The organism is Actinoplanes sp. NPDC051537 (assembly GCF_055586105.1).
Genome location: NZ_JBVJIU010000011.1, coordinates 357,965 through 374,689, shown reverse-complemented (window position 1 = coordinate 374,689; position 16,725 = coordinate 357,965). Strand labels below are relative to the sequence as shown.

Genomic DNA, 16,725 nt, shown 5'->3' with positions numbered 1-16,725 from the left:
GCGCGGCCCCCCCCAAAACGAGGGGGCCCACCCCCCACGCAATCCTGGAGCACCGAACACCCCACCCCCCCCCCCCCCCTCTCCTCCCCCCCCCCCCCCCCCCCCCCCCCCCCCTCTCCCCCCCCCCCCCCCCCCCCCCGGGACAGCGCTGCGCGACGACGTCCGCGCCGCTGTGCCGAGGTACCTATCCTGTCGTCATGGATCTCGAGTTCACCGGCGAGATGTGGTTCTGGCGGGGACCCGCGCCGTGGCACTTCGTCACCGTGCCCGACGACGAGTGCCAGGCGATCGCGGCCGCGGCCTCGCTCGTCACCTACGGCTGGGGGATGATCCCGGTCGCGGCGCGGATCGGGCAGACCGGCTGGAGCACCTCGCTGTGGCCCAAGGACGGGAAGTACATCGTCCCGGTCAAGACGGTGGTGCGGCGGGCGGAGGCGATCGACGTCGGCGACACCGTGACCGTGCGCCTCACCGTCGACGTGCGATAGCCGGCCGTCCGACCAGGACGAACCGCTGGGTGAGCACCAGGGTGTCGTCGTCGATCTCGGGCGCGCCGCCGAGGAACTCGGCCACGAAGTCGCTGCGGAAGAACTCCTCGTGGGCGGCCCGCCAGGCGGCGGCGTCGCGGTAGCCGCGGCCCTCGGCATGGGCGTAGTCGTCGGTGACGGCGCCGATCGGCTCGGTCTCGACGCGCGTCATCTCGATGACGGCCGCCGGCGCCCCGTCCGAGTCGACGACGCAGAACCGGTCGCCGGCCGCCGGAATCGGCTCGCCGGCCGCTTCGTGGAGCGCGGGCAGCCCGGTCATCGTCGTCTTGGCGCCGCCGAGGATCGCGGCGATCCCCGACTCCCGCAGCGGCCCCGGCGCGGCGAGTTCGAGAACGGGCAGGCCCTCGACCTGCGCGACGGTGGGCGTGAACAGCTTCCAGTGCCCCTCGCTGACGACCTCGACGGTCCCGCCCGCCACCTTGATCGCGGTGGCGTCGTCGATCGCGTACGCGGGCCCCGGAATTTCCTTCGCCCAGCTCTCCGCCGCCGCCATGGTGTTCTCGCTCAGATCCGGGTGATCGACGTGCGGGAAGATCGAGAAGCCGACGACCCCCAGCCCCTCGTCCCGGCCGCCCGGCGGCTCCCAGCTCCTGAACTCCGCCCCGATCCGCGGCGTCAGCACCATGCTCCCGGCGCTGAACCCCACCCAGACCGTGTCCCGCAGCGACGGCAGCAGGTCGGCCAGCCCCGACTCGCGCATCCAGTGCGCCAGGAAGAGGGCGTCGCCGCCCTTCACGAGCAGGGCGTCCGCCGCCCGGACCCACGAGACCCACCGCTCCCGCTCGATGCTGGGCAGCGCGGTCAGTTCGAGCACCCCGACCGACTTCCACCCGAGATCAACCATCGGCAGCGGCGACTTCCCACTGACAAAGCGCCAAACATTCCCCGGCGAGCCGTACGGACTCCCGTAGTCCCCGGTCGGGATGCAGAGCGCGGTGGCCTCCGAGACAGGTTTGCCCAGCAGCTCGACGAGCGCGTCCGCAATGCTCGGGTTCCGAACCCCGGCCGACGTGAGAAGCAGCCTCATGGCGCGACGCTACCAACTCGGACGAGCGTGGACCGCAGCCACGGATACGGCTCGGCGAGCGCCCGCCGGGCCGGCATCGTGCGCCGCAGCCCGCCCGGCCATCGCCGGGGCGCCCGTGACAGTGGGGTGAGGTCTCCGCGCCCATCCGGGTGGCCGCAAAGATTGTTGTGATCTGGGCAACATAAATCCCGGGTCGTCCGGCAGGATCGGAGGCTATGGGTGATCTACGGGTCGTGGTGTGCGGGGGCGGCGCGGCCTCCGGCGTGGTGCAGCTGATTACCGAAGCGTGCGCCCGCGGCTGGGCCGTCGATGTGACGGCCACCAAGAGCGCGCTGGAGTTTCTTGATGCCGCGAGTGTGGTTCGGGCCAGCGGGAAACCGCTGCGGACCACCTACAAGTTCGCGCCGGACGGGCGGCGGATCTCGCCGCCGGCCGATGCGCTCATCGTGGCGCCGGCGACGTTCAACACGATCAACAAGCTGGCGGCGGGCATCGCCGACACCTATGCGCTCAGCTCGGTCGCCGAGGTCATCGGGCGGGGCGTGCCGACCGTCGTGGTGCCGGCGGTCAACTCGGCGCTCGCCGCTCGGCGGCCGTTCCGAAAGGCGATCGACGATCTGCGGGACGAGGGCGTACGCGTGCTGTTCGGCGCCGAGGACGGCTGGGAGCCGTTGCCGCCCGGGCAGAACGATCCCCGCCGGTTCCCGTGGATCAAGGCGCTGGACCTGGCCGAGGAGGCATTCGGTTTGACAACGATCGATTCGAGCGTTCCGATGAGGGCATGATTCGGAGAGCGTCCGCCTTCATCGCGGCGGCGGTGCTGGCCATGATGGGACTCGGCACCCCCGCGCACGCGCAGGACTCGATCGGGCGACGTATCGCCAAGATGACGCTGGCCGAGAAGGTCGGCCAGATGGTGGTCTCGTACGTCTACGGCGACACCGCCACCACCCCCAGTGCCGCCGACGCGGCCGCCAACCAGCAGGCGTTCGGCGTCAGCACCGCCGCCGAGGCGGTCGCCAAGTTCCACCTGGGCGGCGTCATCTACTTCACCTGGAGCCACAACCTGAACAGCCCGGCGCAGATCGCCGCGCTCTCCAACGGCCTCCAGCTGACGGCCATGGCCGACACCGGCATCCCGCTGCAGATCAGCACCGACCAGGAGGGCGGCGTCGTCAACCGGATCGGCGCGCCCTTGGCGGTCTCGCCCGGCAACATGGCGCTCGGCGCGACGTTCGACCCGCGTACGGCCGAAAAGGTGGCCAGGGCGAGCGGCCAGGAGCTGAAGGCGCTCGGGATCAACGTGGTGGACGCGCCCGTGGTCGACGTCAACACCAACCCGAAGAACAGCGCGGACGGCGTCCGTGCGTTCTCCGACCGCACCGGCCACGTCGTCGCGTTCACCAGAAGCGCGATAAAAGGCTATAAAAGCGCGAGAATCGGGACGCAGGCCAAGCACTTCCCGGGCCTGGGCGACACGACCGTCAACACCGACAACGGCGTAGCGATCACGAACGAGACCAGAGCGCAGATCGAGAAGACGCACGTCCCGCCGTTCAAGGCGGCCATCGAGGCGGGCGCCACCAGCGTCATGGCGGCGCACATCATCGCCCCCGCGCTCGACCCGTCGGGCCGGCCGGCCAGCCTCTCCAAGCCGATCATCACGGACCTGCTGCGCAAGCAACTGCACTTCGACGGCGTGGTCATCACCGACGCGCTCGAGGCCGCCGCCCTCGAGGACTACACCGACCAGCAGATCGTCCTCGACGCGGTGAACGCCGGCGTCGACCAGCTGCTCATGCCGCGCAACGTCCCGGTCGCGATCCAGACCCTGCTCGACGCCGTCGCCGCCGGCACCATCTCCGAGCACCGCATCGACCAGTCGGTCCGGCGCATTCTCAAGACCAAGACCTATTTCCCGTACGTGCCGGAGCAGCCCACGGTCGGGACCCCCGAGCACCTCGCGACCATGGCCGACGCCGCGGCCCGCTCGATCACGGTCCTGCGCAAGGGCACGCTGCCGCTGCAACCGGGCCAGAACGTGCTGGTCACCGGCTGGGGCGCGACCACCACGACCAACCTCGCGGCCGCGCTCGGCGCCACCCGGTTCTACACCGGATCGCCCAGTGACGCCGTGATCGCGCAGGCGGTCGAGGCCGCGAACAAGGCCGACGTCACGGTCGTCACCACGTACAACGCCTGGAACGACGTGACCCAGCAGCGGCTGGTCGCGGCCCTGCTCGCGACCGGCAAGCCGATCGTCGTCACCGCGGTCGGCGCCCCGTACGACATCGCCTACTTCCCGACCGCGCCCACCTACGTCGCCGCCTACGACTACCAGCCGGTCTCGGTGACCGCGCTGGCGGCGGTGCTGCGGGGCGAGGCGGACGCGCCCGGCCACCTGCCGGTCACGATCGAGGGCCTGTTCCCGTACGGCAGTGGGATGCCCGCGGGGAGGTAGAGCACCTAGCCTGGCCGGTAATGGATCTGCTGGAACGCGAGGGCGAGCTCGCGGCGCTCGACCGGCTGCTCGCGGAGACGTCCGCCGGCGGCCGGGTCGCGGTGCTCAGCGGCGAGGCCGGCGCGGGCAAGTCCACGCTGGCCACCGCGTTCACCGAGGCCGCCGGCGCGCGGGCGCACGTGCTGTGGGGCGCCTGCGACCCGCTGCTCACCCCGCGCGCGCTCGGCCCGCTGCACGACATCGCCCGCGTGCTCGGCGGCCGGCTGCGCGCCGCCCTCCAGCAGGAGCGTCCCCGGGCCGAGGTGTTCGACCTGCTGCTCGAGGCGCTGGACCGGCCGCCGCAGTCGGCGCGGCCGGTGGTCGTCCTCGAGGACCTGCACTGGGCCGACGAGGCGACGCTGGACATGGTGGCGTTCCTCGGCCGCCGCTTGGCTCTGTGCCGGGCGCTGCTGCTCCTCACGTACCGCGATGACGAGATCGGCCCCGACCACCGCCTGCGGGCCGTCCTCGCCGGACTCCCGCCCGGTCTGTCCCGCCGGGTGAGCCTCCCGCCGCTGTCGCCGGCCGCGGTCGACGAGCTCGCGCAGCGGTCCGGGCGCCACCGTCCCGAGGTCTTCCGGGTGACCGGCGGCAACCCGCTGCTGGTGACCGAGGTGCTCGCGGCCGAGGCCGAGGGGATTCCGCCGACCGTGCGCGATCTCGTCCTTTCCCGGCTGGCCACGCTCGGCGAGCCGGCCCGCGACGTGGCCCGGCTGGTCTCGGTGGTGCCGGCGCGCACCGAGTCGGAGCTGCTGACCGGCCGGGCCGAGGCGGTGGAGGAGTGCCTGGCGCGCGGGGTGCTGACCACGAGCGGCGACGGCGTCGCCTTCCGGCACGAGCTCTTGCGCCGGGCGGTGGAGGAGGCCCTTTCGCCCGTACGGCGAAAGGCCCTGCACGCCGAGATCCTGGCGGCCCTGGCCGGCACCCCCGGGGTCGACCCCGCCCGGCTCGTGCACCACGCCCACCACGCCGGGGACGCCGCGGCCGTGCTGCGGTGGGCGCCGGTGGCCGCGCGGCGGGCCGCCCAGCTCGGCGCCTACCGGCAGGCCGCCGCGCACTACGCCACCGCCCTGCCACTGGCCGCCGGCCGGCCCTCGGGCGAGCGCGCCGAGCTGCTCGAGGAGTACTCGTCGGCCGCCTACCACGGCGGGCTCGGCATCGAGGCGATCGAGGCCCGGCGCTCGGCGCTGGACCTGCGGACCGAGGGCGGCGACCCGCGCCGGATCGGCGACGACCTGCGCTGGCTGTCCCGGCTGAGCTGGTGGAACGGGCGGCCCGACGACGCCCGCACGGCCGCCTGGCGGGCCGTCGAGGTGCTCGAGGCGGCGCCGCCGGGACCGGAGCTGGCCGCCGCGTACAGCAACCTGTCGCAGCTGTTCATGCTGGCCAACGACGAGCCGGCGGCGATCGAATGGGGCGAGCGGGCGCTGAAGCTGGCCCGCGGCCTCGGCGACCTCGACACCGAGCTGCACGCCATGGTCAACATCGGGTCGGCCCGGGTCCACCTCGACGACGAGTCGGGCGCGGCGATCCTGACCGCGGCCTTCGACCGGGCGGCCGCCGCCGGCCTGGACGACCACGCCGGCCGCGCCCTGGTCAACCTCGGCACCCAGTCCGTCGACCGCTACGACTACGCCACCGCGGACGCCGCCTTCGACCGGCTGCTGCCGTTCCTGACCGCCCGCGACCTGAACGGGTACATCCGGCACGTCGCCGGCCACCGGGCCCGGATGGAGCTGGCCCGCGGCGACTGGCCGGCCGCCGCCGACGCCGTCGACCAGGCGCTGAACGGCCCGCTCGAGCCGGGCGGCGCGCAGATGCCGGCGCTGGCGGCGCGGGCCGTGCTGCGGATGCGCCGGGACCAGCCGGGCGCCCGCGAGGACGCGGCCGAATCCCGCGAGCGCGGCTACCGCACCGGCGAGATCCAGTTCGTCGGCCCGGCCGCGCTGGCCCGGGCCGAGCTGCTCTGGCTCGACGGCGACGTCGAGGCGGCGGCGGCCGAGGCCCGGCACGGCGCCGAGGTGGCGGCGCGGGCCGGGCACGGGTGGTTCCTCGGCGAGCTCGCGTTCTGGCTGGCCCGCTGCGGCGAGACGCCGCCCGCGGTCACGGCCGAGCCGTTCCGGCTGATGATCGCGGGGGAGTGGCGGGCGGCCGCCGACGCCTGGTCCCGGCGCGGCTGCACCTACCTGCGGGCCGAAGCCCTGTCCCTCGGCGACGCCGCCGCGACCGCCGAGGCGCTGCGCATCTACGACCGGCTCGGCGCCGTCCGGCCGGCCCGGCGGCTGCGGGCCGGGCTGCGCGAGCGGGGGCTGCCGGTGCCGCGCGGTCCCCGGGCCGCCGCCGCGGCCGACCCGACCGGGCTCACCGGCCGGCAACGCGAGGTGCTGGCGCTGCTGGCCGAGGGGCTGAGCAACGCCGCGATCGCGGCCCGGCTCACGCTCTCGACCAAGACCGTCGACCATCACGTGTCGGCGGTGCTGGGCAAGCTCGGCGTTCCGAGTAGGGGACAGGCCGCGGCCGCGGCCCGGCGGCGCGGCCTAATTTAGGGAGCTCTCCCCATGTGGCCGGCGGCCGGGATTCCTAGCGTCGAAGGCATGACAGAGCTTGTACTCGACGGCCTCAAGGCCAAGCAGCAGAAGACGTGGGCCAGCGGCGACTACAGCGCCGTGGCCGCCACCATCCACCCGATCGCCGAGGAGCTCGTCCAGGCCGCCGACCTCTCGGCCGGCGCGCGGGTGCTCGACGTGGCGGCCGGCTCCGGCAACGCCGCGATCGCGGCCGCCCGGTGCGGCTGCCGGGTGGTCGCCAGCGACTACGTGCCGGGCCTGCTCGACCGGGCCCGCGAGCGCGCCGCGGCCGAGCACCTGCCGATGGAGTTCGAGATCGCCGACGCCGAGCGCCTGCCGTACGCGGACGGCTCGTTCGACGCGGTGCTCTCGGTCGTCGGCGTCATGTTCGCCCCCGACCAGGAGAAGGCCGCCGCCGAGCTGACCCGCGTGGTCCGGCCGGGCGGCACGATCGCGCTCGCCAACTGGACGCCGGAGGGCTTCATCGGCCAGATGTTCCGCACCGTCGGGCGTCGCGTCCCGCCGCCGCCCGGCATCCGCGGCCCGGTCGAGTGGGGCAGCGAGGCGCGGATCCGCGAGCTGTTCGGCGACCGGGTCACCGGCCTGCGGATCGTGCCGCGCACGTTCGTGTTCCGCTACCCGTCGCCGGAGGCGTTCGCCGATCACTTCCGGCAGGTCTACGGCCCGACGCTGAAGGCGTTCGAGGCGCTCGGCGCGGACGGCGGCAAGCCGCTCTTCGACGACCTGGTGGCGCTGGCGGCCGACGCCAACGTGGCGACCGACGGCACCACGAAGATCCCGTCCGGGTACGTGCAGGTGCTGGCGACGCGGGCCTAACCGGTCTCTTCGAGGGGGGTGGCGAGCCGGTTCGGCGTGGCGGCGCCGAGCCGGCGTCGCACCGCCGTCGGGTCCAGGGCCGCGCTCGCCGCCGCCACGGCCCCCGACGCGAGCTTCTCCAGCTCGATGCGCAGGATCGGGGCGGCGAGCTTGGCGAGGCCGTGCATCTCGAGCTCGACCCGGTAGGTGACCTCGCTGCCGCCCGGGACGGCCCGCACCACGACGGTGTCGACGCAGGTCGCACCCTCACTGCGGCCGTGGAAGACGAGGCGGCCGGGCTCGGCGGCGATCAGCGTGTAGGTCAGCTCGGCCGTCACCCCGTACACCTTGCGCACGTGCCGCCAATGGCTGCCGGGCACGATCGGGCCGCCGCCGAGACGGCTGGTGCGCAGTCCCGACGGATCCCAGTCCTGGGCGTTCGCGAAATCCTGGAGATAGCTCAGCACGACGGCCGGGGCGGCGGTCACGGCGAACGTGCGCTCCACGACGATCATCGGTCCCCCAGGGCGTCGACGGTGCTGTCCCAGCGTAATGGCAGCTTCTGATCAGTGCCCGTGTTTCACTCCCTCGCCGAATCCGCGGACGAACCGCTTCTGCCATGGCGTCTCCACCGCGCGCGGGTGATAGTGCTCGCGCACGTAGCCGACCGCGTCGCCGGCGGGCACGCCATCCAGCACGGCGAGGCAGGCCAGCGCGGTTCCGGTGCGCCCACGGCCGCCGCCGCAGGCGAACTCGACCCGCTCACCCTCGCTGCGGCGCAGGGCTTCGAGCAGGACCTCGCGGAGGTACGCGGAATCGGCCGGCAAACGGAAGTCGGGCCACCGGACCCATCGTTGTTCCCAGCCGAACGCCGGTGGTTCGCCGCCCAGCAGATAGACCCCGAACGTCGGCGCGTGCCCGGACGGCATCGGGTCGCGCAGGCCGCGGCCGCGCACCAACCGGCCCGACGGCAATGCCAGCACCCCGGCCTCGCCGGCCCGCCAAAGCTGCTCGTTCCCCACGTCACCATCCTGCTACAGTCGCGGCCATGCACAGCTTCTCGTTCTGCGAGCGACGTCGGCGATCCGACGACCGCCGCTGAGGTTGTGCCCTTCCACCGGCGGGTCGAGCCCGCCGGTTTTGGTGTCCGAACCGGTCGACCCGCCCCCGTGCGTACACGTCGATGGGTTTGCCATGAATCTCGAAGCTCTCCTCGCCGACCGGCTGGCTCCGGCCCTCGCCGCCGTGGCCGGGTTCCCGGTGGACCCCGTGGTCCGGCAGTCGCAGCACGCCGACTTCCAGTCCGCGGCCGTGCTCGCGCTGGCCAAGCGGGCCGGCCGGCCGCCCCGGCAGATCGCGTCCGAGGTCGCCGCCGCCCTCGATCTCGCCGGCCTGGCCACGGCCGAGATCTCCGGCCCCGGCTTCCTCAACCTCACCGTCGACGACGCCGTGCTCGCGTCGGCCGCCGACGCCCTCGACGACCGGCTCGGCGTGCCCGCGGTCGCGGAGTCCGAGCGGTTGGTCATCGACTACTCCGGTCCGAACGCCGCCAAGCAGATGCAGGTCGGGCACCTGCGGTCGACGATCATCGGCGACGCGCTGGCCCGGATCCTGGCGTGGCTCGGACACGATGTGGTGCGGGTCAACCACCTCGGCGACTGGGGCACCCCGTTCGGAATGCTGATCGAGCACATGGTCGAGCTCGGCCTCGCGTCGGACGACGGGCATTCGCTGGGCGACCTGACCGACTTCTACCGGGCCGCGCGGGCGAAGTTCGACGCCGACGAGGAATTCCGGAGCCGGGCGCGGTCGCGGGTGGTGGCGCTGCAAGCCGGTGACGAGCGGTCCCGGGCGTTGTGGCGGCGGCTGATGGCGCAGACCGAGAGCAACTTTCTCGACTCGTACGCCCGCCTCGGGGTGACCCTCACGCGGAGCGACTTCGTCGGCGAGAGCTTCTACCAGGAGCTTCTGGGCCCGGTCGTGGACGATCTCGCCGCCCAGGGACTGCTGGTCGAGAGCGAGGGCGCGCTGTGCGTGTTCCCCGAGGGCTTCACCGGCCGGGACGGGAATCCCTTGCCTCTGATCGTCCGCAAGAGCGACGGCGGATTCGGGTACGCGGCGACCGACCTGGCCGCGGTCCGGCACCGGGTGCGGGAGCTCAAGGCGGACCGGCTGCTCTATGTGGTCGGTGCGCCGCAGCGGACGCACTTCCGGATGGTGTTCGCGGTCGCCCGGGCCGCGGGCTGGCTGCCGCCGGAGGTCACCGCCGAGCACATCGAGTTCGGCTCGATCCTGGGCGCCGACGGCAAGCCGTTCCGGACCCGGGCCGGCGACAACGTGCGGCTCGACGATCTGCTCGACGAGGCCGGCGCGCGGGCGTCCTCGGCCGCCGTCGGGATCGGCGCGATCAAGTATGCCGACCTGGCCGGCGACCGGCGATCCGACTACGTCTTCGACTGGGACCGGATGCTCGCCACGACCGGCGACACCGGGCCGTACCTCCAGTACGCGCACGCCCGGATCCGGTCGATCTTCCGGCGGGGCTCATATGAACTCGGCCCGGTGATCCTGGCCGAGCCGGCCGAGCGGCGGCTGGCGCTGGCCCTGCTCGCCTTCGAGCCGGCCGTGACCGCCGCCGCCGAGTTCCGGGAGCCGCACCGGCTCGCGTCCTATCTGCACGACCTGGCCGTGGCGTTCTCCGGCTTCTACGAGACGTGCCCGGTGCTGCGGTCGGCCGGAGCGACGAGGGCGAGCCGGCTCACGCTGGCCGACCGCACGGCCCGCACGCTGGCCCTCGGACTGTCCCTGCTCGGCATCGACATCCCCGATGAGATGTGACCAGTGGGTTCTTCAACCCGCATCCATCGACGGTTAGGGTGCGTTCAGGCGCGCCTGGACCAGGCGCGTGACCCGATTCGGAAAGGTTCGTGATGACCCCTCCCGCCGGTGTATCGCGGCGCACAGTTATCGCCGCCTCGGCAGCCGCCACCGCGGCGCCCCTGGTGGCCTCCCCGGCCGCCCAGGCCCACGGCGGCCACACCCCGGCCCCGGAGACGTACCACCTCACCGTGCTGGGCACTTCGGACACTCACGGTAACGTCTACAACTGGGACTATTACCGCGATTCGGAATACGACGACAGCGCGCACAACGACGTCGGCGTGGCCAAGCTCGCCGCGCTCGTCAACAAGCTGCGCGCGGAGGCGACCGGGGCGACGCTGGTGCTCGACGCCGGCGACACCATCCAGGGCACGCCGCTGGCCACGTACTACGCCAAGCAGGAGCCGATCACCACGACCGGTGAGAAGCACCCGATGGCCCGCGCGATGAACGTGCTGCACTACGACGCGGTGACGCTCGGCAACCACGAGTTCAACTACGGCCTGCCGCTGCTGAACCTGTGGATCCGGCAGCTCGGCTTCCCGGCCCTGGCCGCCAACGCGGTCAGCGCCAAGACCGGTAAGCCGGCTTTCACCCCGTACGTGATCAAGAAGGTTTCGCTCGGGAAGCACGCGCCCACGTTGCGCGTCGGGATCCTGGGCCTCACCAACCCCGGCGTCGCGATCTGGGACCGGGCGAACGTCGAGGGCAAGCTCGAGTTCCTCGACATGGTGAGCACCGCGGCCAAGTGGGTGCCGGTGATGCGCCGCTGCGGCGCCGACATCGTGATCATCTCGGCGCACGGCGGCGACAGCGGCACCTCGAGCTACGGTCCCGAGCTGCCGAACGAGAACCCGGCGGCGCTGATCGCGGCCCAGGTGCCCGGCATCGACGCGATCCTGTTCGGCCACGCCCACCTGGACATCCCGCAGCGGTTCGTGACCAACACGGCCACCGGCGCCCAGGTGCTGCTGTCCGAGCCGTCGAAATGGGGGCAGCGGCTCACCAAGATGGACTTCGACCTGGTCCGCACCCACGGCAAGTGGTCGATCGTCACCAAGGCGGCGACCACGCTGAACACCAACACGGTCGACGCCGACCCGGCCGTGCTGGCCGTGGTCAAGAAGCAGCACGACAAGACGGTCGCGTACGTCAACCAGGTCGTCGCCCAGTCCACCGAGGAGCTCTCGGCCGCCACGTCGCGGTACGAGGACACCCCGATCCTGGACTACATCAACAAGGTGCAGACCGACGAGGTCACCGCGGCGCTGGCCGGCGGGGCATATGCGAATTTGCCCGTCTTGTCGATCGCGGCGCCGTTCAGCCGGACCGCGGTGTTCCCGCAGGGCGACGTCAAGATCAAGGACGTGGCCGGGCTCTACATCTACGACAACACGCTCGAGGCGGTCGTGCTGACCGGCGCCGAGGTGAAGGCGTACCTGGAGTACTCGGCGAAGTTCTTCGTGACGCTGGCGCCGGACGCGCCGGTCAACCCGGCGACGATCAGCGACTCGTCGATCCCGGACTACAACTACGACGTGCTCTCCGGCGTCGACTACGACATCGACATCAGCAAGCCGATCGGCTCGCGGATCACCCGCCTGCAGATCGCCGGCGTCGACGTCGACCCGGCGGCGCAGTTCGTGGTGGCGGTGAACAACTACCGGCGCTCGGGCGGCGGCAACTTCCCCGGCATCGTGAAGACCCAGGTCTACAACGAGCAGAAGGAGATTCGCCAGCTGCTCATCGACTGGGCCCAGGCCAAGGGCGCGATCGACCCGGCCGACTTCTACGTGAAGAACTGGCAGCTCGTGCGGGCCGGCGTGCCGGTGCAGTTCTAGGTTTGTCGAACGGGGGCGCATCGCGCCCCCGTTCCTCTCACTTCCGGACCGGGACCTGCATCTCGGTGACCCACTTGTCGAACTCGCCGGGCGGGCAGTCCAGGTAGATCTCGCGCGCGAAGTCGGGCTCGACCGTGCGGTAGCCGTTGTCGTCGATCCAGTTCGCGATCTTCTGCCCGGTGCGGAACGCCTCCGACATCGAGCCCTCGTGCAGCGCCGTCGCCGCCTGCTCGATCTCCGGCAGCACGGTCACGTCGAAGCCGGCGTTCTCGCCGACCTCGGCGTCGCCGATCGGGAACGCCGCGTGCACGCTGATCGTCTCGTCGCCCGGCCCGGTCGGCGCCGGCAGGTAGTAGGCCATCGGCGCCCCGCACATCGGCACCCCGCTCTTCGCCATCAGCTCCGCGAGCCGCGGGTAGAGCGGGGACAAATTCTCGGTGATGGAGTCGGGGTGGTCGTAGCCGGTCGCCGTGGCGGACAACTCCGCGATCCGGATCGGCGGGATGTTCTTGAGGACGACGTCTCCGGTGTCCATATGTCCCTCAATTTCGATCATCCGGAGACGGGCGTCGACCTGGGCCAGGCGCAGGCGGTCCGTGCGCGCTTGCGCCTCGAGCTCGGCCCGGCGGAGGCGCAGCATGCCGCGCAGCTCACCGACGTCCACCTTCTCGTCGATGAGCTTCTGCACCTCCGAGAGTGAGAAGCCGAGGTCCTTGAGCGCGGTCACCCGGTTGAGCAGCTTGAGCTGGCTCGCCGTGTAGAAGCGATAGCCGCTGTGCTGATCGACGTGGGCGGGTGGCAGCAGGCCGATGGCGTCGTAGTGGCGCAGCATCCGCACCGACACCCGGCCCAGGCCGGCGAAGTCTCCGATACTGAACATGGTCCTCGTAGCCTCCGGCCTGACACAGTGTCAGAGTCAATGCTTCCCGGCTCTTCTCGGCTCTTCCCGGCTCTTCTCGGCTCTTGTCAGCCGCCGTTCTCGGCCGGTGGCGTCGTGGTGGGGTCCGTCGTCGGCGCGGTCGTGGGGGGTGTCGTCGGTGTCGGCTGCGTCGTCGGTGGCGTCGTGGTCGGCTTGGTCGTCGGCTTGGTCGTCGGCGCGGTGGCCGAGGCCGAGACGCTGGCCGAGCCGGACGCGCTCGCCGGCGCCGAGGTCCGCCGCGTCGTGGCCTGCTTGTTCGGCTGCTTGGTCGGCCCGGTCGGGTTGGCCGTCGGCAGCACCGGGTCGTTGTCCTGCGGCAGCGTGTCGGTCGGCGCCACCTTGATCGGGTTGTTCACCGTCTGCGGGTCGTCGTCGCTGCGGAAGATGATCGCCATGGTCAGGCCGATGGCCAGCACCGCCATCGCGCAGATCGCCACCAGCAGCGCCGTCTGGCTGCGCTGCGGCCGCCGCCGAGCCGCGGTCGTCGGCGGGTTCGCCGGGGTGAACGGCATGTCGCGCGGCATCGGCACGGCGCGGGTCGGCGCCGGCGGGCTCAGCGGGGCGACCAGGGCCGTGCCGGTCATCCGCTTCCAGTCGAGCGGGCCGGCCGCCTCGAACGCGGCCTCGGCGAACTCGGCCGCCGTGGCGAACCGGTCGGCCGGCTGCTTGGCCATCGCCCGGGCGATCAGCTCGCGGACCGCGGGCGGCACGTGCGCGGGCAGCGGGTCGGGCTCGTCCTCGAGGTGGCGCAGGGCCACCTGCAGCGCGTTGTCACCGTCGAACGGGGGCACGCCGGCGATGCAGTGGTACGCCACGGCGCCGAGCGCGTAGATGTCGGTGGCCGCCGTGACCTTGCCCTTGGCCACCTGCTCGGGGGCCATGTAGAGCGCGGTGCCGACGATCGCGTTGAGCTGCGTGACGCTGGTCACCGCGTTCGACCGGGCGACGCCGAAGTCGACCAGCACGACCGTGCCGTTCGGCTTCACGATCAGGTTGCCCGGCTTCACGTCGCGGTGCACGACGCCGACCTCGTGCGCGGCGTGCAGCGCGTCGGCGGCCTGGGCCACGATCGACATCGTGTCGGTGACCGGCATCGGGCCCTGGCGGACCCGGGCGGAGAGCGGCTCGCCCTCCACGTAGGCCATCACCAGGTAGGCGACCTGGTCCTCGTCGGAGTCGCCGTCACCGGCGCCGGCGTAGTCGTAGACCTCGACGACGCCGGGGTGGCGGAACGAGGCCATCATGCGGGCCTCGCCGTAGAAGCGGGCCGCGAACTCGGGGTCGCTGAGCATGGCGGTCTTGAGCACCTTGACCGCGATGACGCGGCCGAGCACCACGTCGGTGCCCTTCCACACCTCGCCCATACCGCCGGTTGCGATGCGCTCGTCCAACCGATACCGGTTGCCCAGGAGGATCCCCGCAGACAGCACCGTCGGACCTTATCTATTCGGGTGGCAGAACCACAGCAGGCGAACGTCGCTCAACTCTACAGATGCCGGTCGGCTAGCGGGGGGCCAGCGGTGGCACCCTTTTGCCCGCCGCCGAGTCGGCGATGAGCTGGCCCAAACGCCGTTCGCGGGTGTCTGCCCGTTTCGCGCTGATCACCCAGTGCGTGGCCGCCCGGCGGTAGGAGGCCGACTGCGCTTCGAACCAGTCCCATGCCTGCGGGTCTGCCCGGAAACGCGCGATCTGGTCGGCGTCGAGCTTCCCGTCCTGTTCATGCGCGTACGCCGGCGCTTGGTCGATCTTGCGCTCCTCGAACGCCCGCACCCCCGCCGCCCGCATCATCCCGCGCTCGGTCAGCTCGGCGATCTTCGCCACATTGACCTCGCTCCAGACGCTCCCACGCCGCCGCGGCGTGAACCGCACCTGGTACCGCTGCTCGTCGATCCGCCGGGCGATGCTGTCGATCCAGCCGTAACAGAGCGCCTGCTCGATCGCCTGGGGGTGGGAGACGCCGACGCGGCCGGTCCCCTTCTTCCAGTACCCGACGAACAATTCGGGCGCGGCGGCATGATTCGCCTCGAACCAGTCGCGCAGGTCGTCGGCCGTATCGAAGAAGAGCGCATCCACGCCGTCAGCGTAGGTGCCGCCGGGCGGCAAAGGGTTCCGCCCGGCGGCCGGTTCTACGCCCGGTCTTGGTCACCGCTACGCGCAGCTCTGCTTACCGCTACGCGCAGCTCTGCCTGCCGCTACGCGTAGCTCTGCTTACCGCTACGCGCAGCTCTGCTCACCGCTACGCGCAGCTCTGCCTGCCGCTACGCGTAGCTCTGCTTACCGCTACGCGCAGCTCTGCTCACCGTTACGCGCAGCTCTGCTTACCGCTACGCGCGGCTCTGCTTACCGCTACGCGTAGCTCTGCTCACCGCTACGCGCGCCGCGCGGATCGGTCGCGGCTGCGCGCTCAGATCTCGCGGCCCTGGACGATCACGGCCGTCTCGGCGAGCTCGCGCTCCTCCTCGGCGGCCTGCTGTGCCAGCGCGCGCCGGGCGTAGGCCGATGCGGCCCAGCCGACCGCCACTCCGGCCAGCCCGACCAGGGCGATCAGCCCCCACGGGCGGCCCGGACTGCGGCCGGCCAACGCGTCGGCGGCCGCGTTGGCCCGGCGCCACGCCTCGTCGGCGAGATCTTGCCCACGGTCGCCGGCCTTCGAGGCCGCCTTGGAGGCCTTGTCGCCGGCCTTCGAAGCCTTGTCGCTGGCCTTGGAGGCCGCTTTCGAAGCCTTGTCGCCGGCCTTCGAGGCCGCCTTCGACGCGGTGTCGCCCGCCGTCGACCACGCCGACGTCAGGTAGTCCCAGGCCTGATCGGCCGTTCGTTCGGCTGTTCTGCTCATGCTCGATGTCCCCTCACGCGGTCGACGTACCTCGGTCACCTGCCCATATGCGCCATGCGGCAAACGTGTCCGCTGTGGACGCCATCACGTTTCGGAAACGACTGGACGTCCCCCGGTAGTCTTGACGCGGTTCACACGGGCCACTCAGGTGGCTAACAGGTTCGGGGCCTAACGTTTCGGTCAGTTTCACCGAACCTTTTGGGGGTAGTTTGCTCTGCCCCCGGCGTACGGCGCTACGCGGCGTTGCACTACGCTGCGTCGCGGCCTGCGCACAGAGGAGCTGAACGCTCGGAGATTCCGGGCGGGTGGAGGGATTGGCGTGACGCTGTCGATAATGACGTCGACGCTTGCCGACGGAGTGGTGGAGGTCTCGCCCAGCGGCGAGATCGACGTGGAGAACGCTTACGAGATCCGGGAGGCCGTGGCGAGTCAGCTCGCCGATGGGCACCCCACCCGCATCGAGCTCAACATGCACAACGTGACCTTCATCGACTCCGTAGGCATCAGCGCCCTCGTCGCCGCCTTCCAGCTCGCCGCCGTGAGCGAGGTCAAGCTGGTCGTCACCCGGCCGAGCCGCTTCGCCCACCGCCAGCTGTGGGTGACCGGGTTGCTCGGCCTCTTCGGCAACCCGACGCCCCACGTCGACGTCGCCGAGAGCGAGGAGCCGGCCGCCTTCGCCTGAGCCGTGGTGCCGCGCCGCCTGCCGCTCGCCCGCCCGCCGAGCGGCCTACCACTTGGCGGGCCACGCTCTTGGGCGCTGCGCCGCTTGAGGCCAGCGCGGCTCCGCCCCTCAG

Annotated in this window: 15 protein-coding genes and 1 pseudogene; 8 read left to right on the top strand and 8 right to left on the bottom strand. The window is 71.9% G+C overall.

The window, feature by feature from the left end; translation table 11 throughout:
* Nucleotides 1–197 precede the first annotated feature (197 nt).
* Entirely contained in the window at nucleotides 198–488 is a 291-nt protein-coding gene (locus ACZ6TB_RS28005; protein ID WP_465558607.1) for a DUF1905 domain-containing protein, read from the top strand.
* On the opposite strand, the gene ACZ6TB_RS28000 is transcribed toward ACZ6TB_RS28005, so the two are convergent.
* Nucleotides 469–831 carry an ASCH domain-containing protein gene (locus tag ACZ6TB_RS28000; RefSeq protein WP_465558646.1) on the bottom strand — a complete coding sequence of 121 codons (363 nt, stop codon included), beginning with the start codon at nucleotides 829–831 and terminating at the stop codon, nucleotides 469–471. The genes ACZ6TB_RS28005 and ACZ6TB_RS28000 overlap by 20 nt on opposite strands.
* A gap of 84 nt (nucleotides 832–915) precedes the next feature.
* Nucleotides 916–1,575 (bottom strand): annotated as a pseudogene (locus ACZ6TB_RS27995) (Type 1 glutamine amidotransferase-like domain-containing protein); the annotation flags it as partial.
* 215 nt (nucleotides 1,576–1,790) lie between these two features.
* On the opposite strand from ACZ6TB_RS27995, the gene ACZ6TB_RS27990 reads away from it, so the two are divergent.
* The 4 genes from ACZ6TB_RS27990 to ACZ6TB_RS27975 are packed head-to-tail and all read left to right on the top strand — an operon-like array spanning nucleotide 1,791 to nucleotide 7,479.
* Nucleotides 1,791–2,360, top strand: coding sequence for a flavoprotein (locus ACZ6TB_RS27990; protein WP_465558605.1), 570 nt, complete (start codon nucleotides 1,791–1,793; stop codon nucleotides 2,358–2,360).
* The gene (locus ACZ6TB_RS27985) at nucleotides 2,357–4,036 is read left to right on the top strand and encodes a glycoside hydrolase family 3 protein (protein WP_465558603.1); all 1,680 of its coding nucleotides are present in this window, start codon (nucleotides 2,357–2,359) and stop codon (nucleotides 4,034–4,036) included. The genes ACZ6TB_RS27990 and ACZ6TB_RS27985 overlap by 4 nt, the downstream gene beginning before the upstream one ends.
* Nucleotides 4,037–4,056: 20 nt before the next feature.
* Nucleotides 4,057–6,621 carry a helix-turn-helix transcriptional regulator gene (locus ACZ6TB_RS27980; protein WP_465558601.1) on the top strand — a complete coding sequence of 855 codons (2,565 nt, stop codon included), beginning with the start codon at nucleotides 4,057–4,059 and terminating at the stop codon, nucleotides 6,619–6,621.
* A 48-nt stretch (nucleotides 6,622–6,669) separates the two neighbouring features.
* Entirely contained in the window at nucleotides 6,670–7,479 is an 810-nt protein-coding gene (locus tag ACZ6TB_RS27975) for a class I SAM-dependent methyltransferase (RefSeq protein WP_465558599.1), read from the top strand.
* Here the strand turns inward: ACZ6TB_RS27975 and ACZ6TB_RS27970 are convergent.
* Nucleotides 7,476–7,973 carry an SRPBCC family protein gene (locus tag ACZ6TB_RS27970; RefSeq protein WP_465558597.1) on the bottom strand — a complete coding sequence of 166 codons (498 nt, stop codon included), beginning with the start codon at nucleotides 7,971–7,973 and terminating at the stop codon, nucleotides 7,476–7,478. The genes ACZ6TB_RS27975 and ACZ6TB_RS27970 overlap by 4 nt on opposite strands.
* A 51-nt stretch (nucleotides 7,974–8,024) precedes the next feature.
* Nucleotides 8,025–8,480, bottom strand: coding sequence for a protein-tyrosine phosphatase family protein (locus tag ACZ6TB_RS27965; RefSeq protein WP_465558595.1), 456 nt, complete (start codon nucleotides 8,478–8,480; stop codon nucleotides 8,025–8,027).
* A gap of 172 nt (nucleotides 8,481–8,652) precedes the next feature.
* On the opposite strand from ACZ6TB_RS27965, the gene argS reads away from it, so the two are divergent.
* Nucleotides 8,653–10,296 (top strand): arginine--tRNA ligase, encoded by a 1,644-nt coding sequence (gene argS / locus ACZ6TB_RS27960; protein WP_465558593.1) that lies wholly within the window; start codon nucleotides 8,653–8,655, stop codon nucleotides 10,294–10,296.
* A 92-nt stretch (nucleotides 10,297–10,388) separates the two neighbouring features.
* Complete coding sequence (locus ACZ6TB_RS27955) at nucleotides 10,389–12,179, top strand: bifunctional metallophosphatase/5'-nucleotidase (RefSeq protein ID WP_465558592.1); 1,791 nt, start codon at nucleotides 10,389–10,391, stop codon at nucleotides 12,177–12,179.
* A gap of 37 nt (nucleotides 12,180–12,216) precedes the next feature.
* Here ACZ6TB_RS27955 and ACZ6TB_RS27950 read toward each other — a convergent pair whose 3' ends face one another.
* From ACZ6TB_RS27950 to ACZ6TB_RS27935, 4 genes are all read right to left on the bottom strand, one after another.
* Nucleotides 12,217–13,059 (bottom strand): MerR family transcriptional regulator, encoded by an 843-nt coding sequence (locus ACZ6TB_RS27950; RefSeq protein ID WP_465558590.1) that lies wholly within the window; start codon nucleotides 13,057–13,059, stop codon nucleotides 12,217–12,219.
* Nucleotides 13,060–13,145: 86 nt separating this feature from the next.
* The gene (locus ACZ6TB_RS27945; protein ID WP_465558588.1) at nucleotides 13,146–14,528 is read right to left on the bottom strand and encodes a serine/threonine-protein kinase; all 1,383 of its coding nucleotides are present in this window, start codon (nucleotides 14,526–14,528) and stop codon (nucleotides 13,146–13,148) included.
* Nucleotides 14,529–14,601: 73 nt separating this feature from the next.
* Entirely contained in the window at nucleotides 14,602–15,171 is a 570-nt protein-coding gene (locus tag ACZ6TB_RS27940; protein ID WP_465558586.1) for a YdeI/OmpD-associated family protein, read from the bottom strand.
* Nucleotides 15,172–15,502: 331 nt separating this feature from the next.
* A complete protein-coding gene (locus ACZ6TB_RS27935) occupies nucleotides 15,503–15,931 on the bottom strand; it encodes a hypothetical protein (protein WP_465558585.1) in 429 nt (142 codons plus the stop codon).
* A gap of 319 nt (nucleotides 15,932–16,250) precedes the next feature.
* Between ACZ6TB_RS27935 and ACZ6TB_RS27930 the strand changes: the two genes are divergently transcribed.
* The gene (locus ACZ6TB_RS27930; protein WP_465558584.1) at nucleotides 16,251–16,613 is read left to right on the top strand and encodes an STAS domain-containing protein; all 363 of its coding nucleotides are present in this window, start codon (nucleotides 16,251–16,253) and stop codon (nucleotides 16,611–16,613) included.
* The last annotated feature ends 112 nt before the right edge of the window (nucleotides 16,614–16,725 follow it).

Excerpts from the sequence above, each read along its gene's own strand:
- ACZ6TB_RS27955 (WP_465558592.1), top strand. The coding sequence starts at position 10,389 with ATGACCCCTCCCGCCGGTGTATCGCGGCGCACAGTTATCGCCGCCTCG.
- ACZ6TB_RS27985 (WP_465558603.1), top strand. The coding sequence starts at position 2,357 with ATGATTCGGAGAGCGTCCGCCTTCATCGCGGCGGCGGTGCTGGCCATG.
- argS (WP_465558593.1), top strand. The coding sequence starts at position 8,653 with ATGAATCTCGAAGCTCTCCTCGCCGACCGGCTGGCTCCGGCCCTCGCC.
- ACZ6TB_RS27950 (WP_465558590.1), bottom strand. The coding sequence starts at position 13,059 with ATGTTCAGTATCGGAGACTTCGCCGGCCTGGGCCGGGTGTCGGTGCGG.
- ACZ6TB_RS27970 (WP_465558597.1), bottom strand. The coding sequence starts at position 7,973 with ATGATCGTCGTGGAGCGCACGTTCGCCGTGACCGCCGCCCCGGCCGTC.
- ACZ6TB_RS27975 (WP_465558599.1), top strand. The coding sequence starts at position 6,670 with ATGACAGAGCTTGTACTCGACGGCCTCAAGGCCAAGCAGCAGAAGACG.
- ACZ6TB_RS27935 (WP_465558585.1), bottom strand. The coding sequence starts at position 15,931 with ATGAGCAGAACAGCCGAACGAACGGCCGATCAGGCCTGGGACTACCTG.
- ACZ6TB_RS28005 (WP_465558607.1), top strand. The coding sequence starts at position 198 with ATGGATCTCGAGTTCACCGGCGAGATGTGGTTCTGGCGGGGACCCGCG.
- ACZ6TB_RS27980 (WP_465558601.1), top strand. The coding sequence starts at position 4,057 with ATGGATCTGCTGGAACGCGAGGGCGAGCTCGCGGCGCTCGACCGGCTG.
- ACZ6TB_RS27990 (WP_465558605.1), top strand. The coding sequence starts at position 1,791 with ATGGGTGATCTACGGGTCGTGGTGTGCGGGGGCGGCGCGGCCTCCGGC.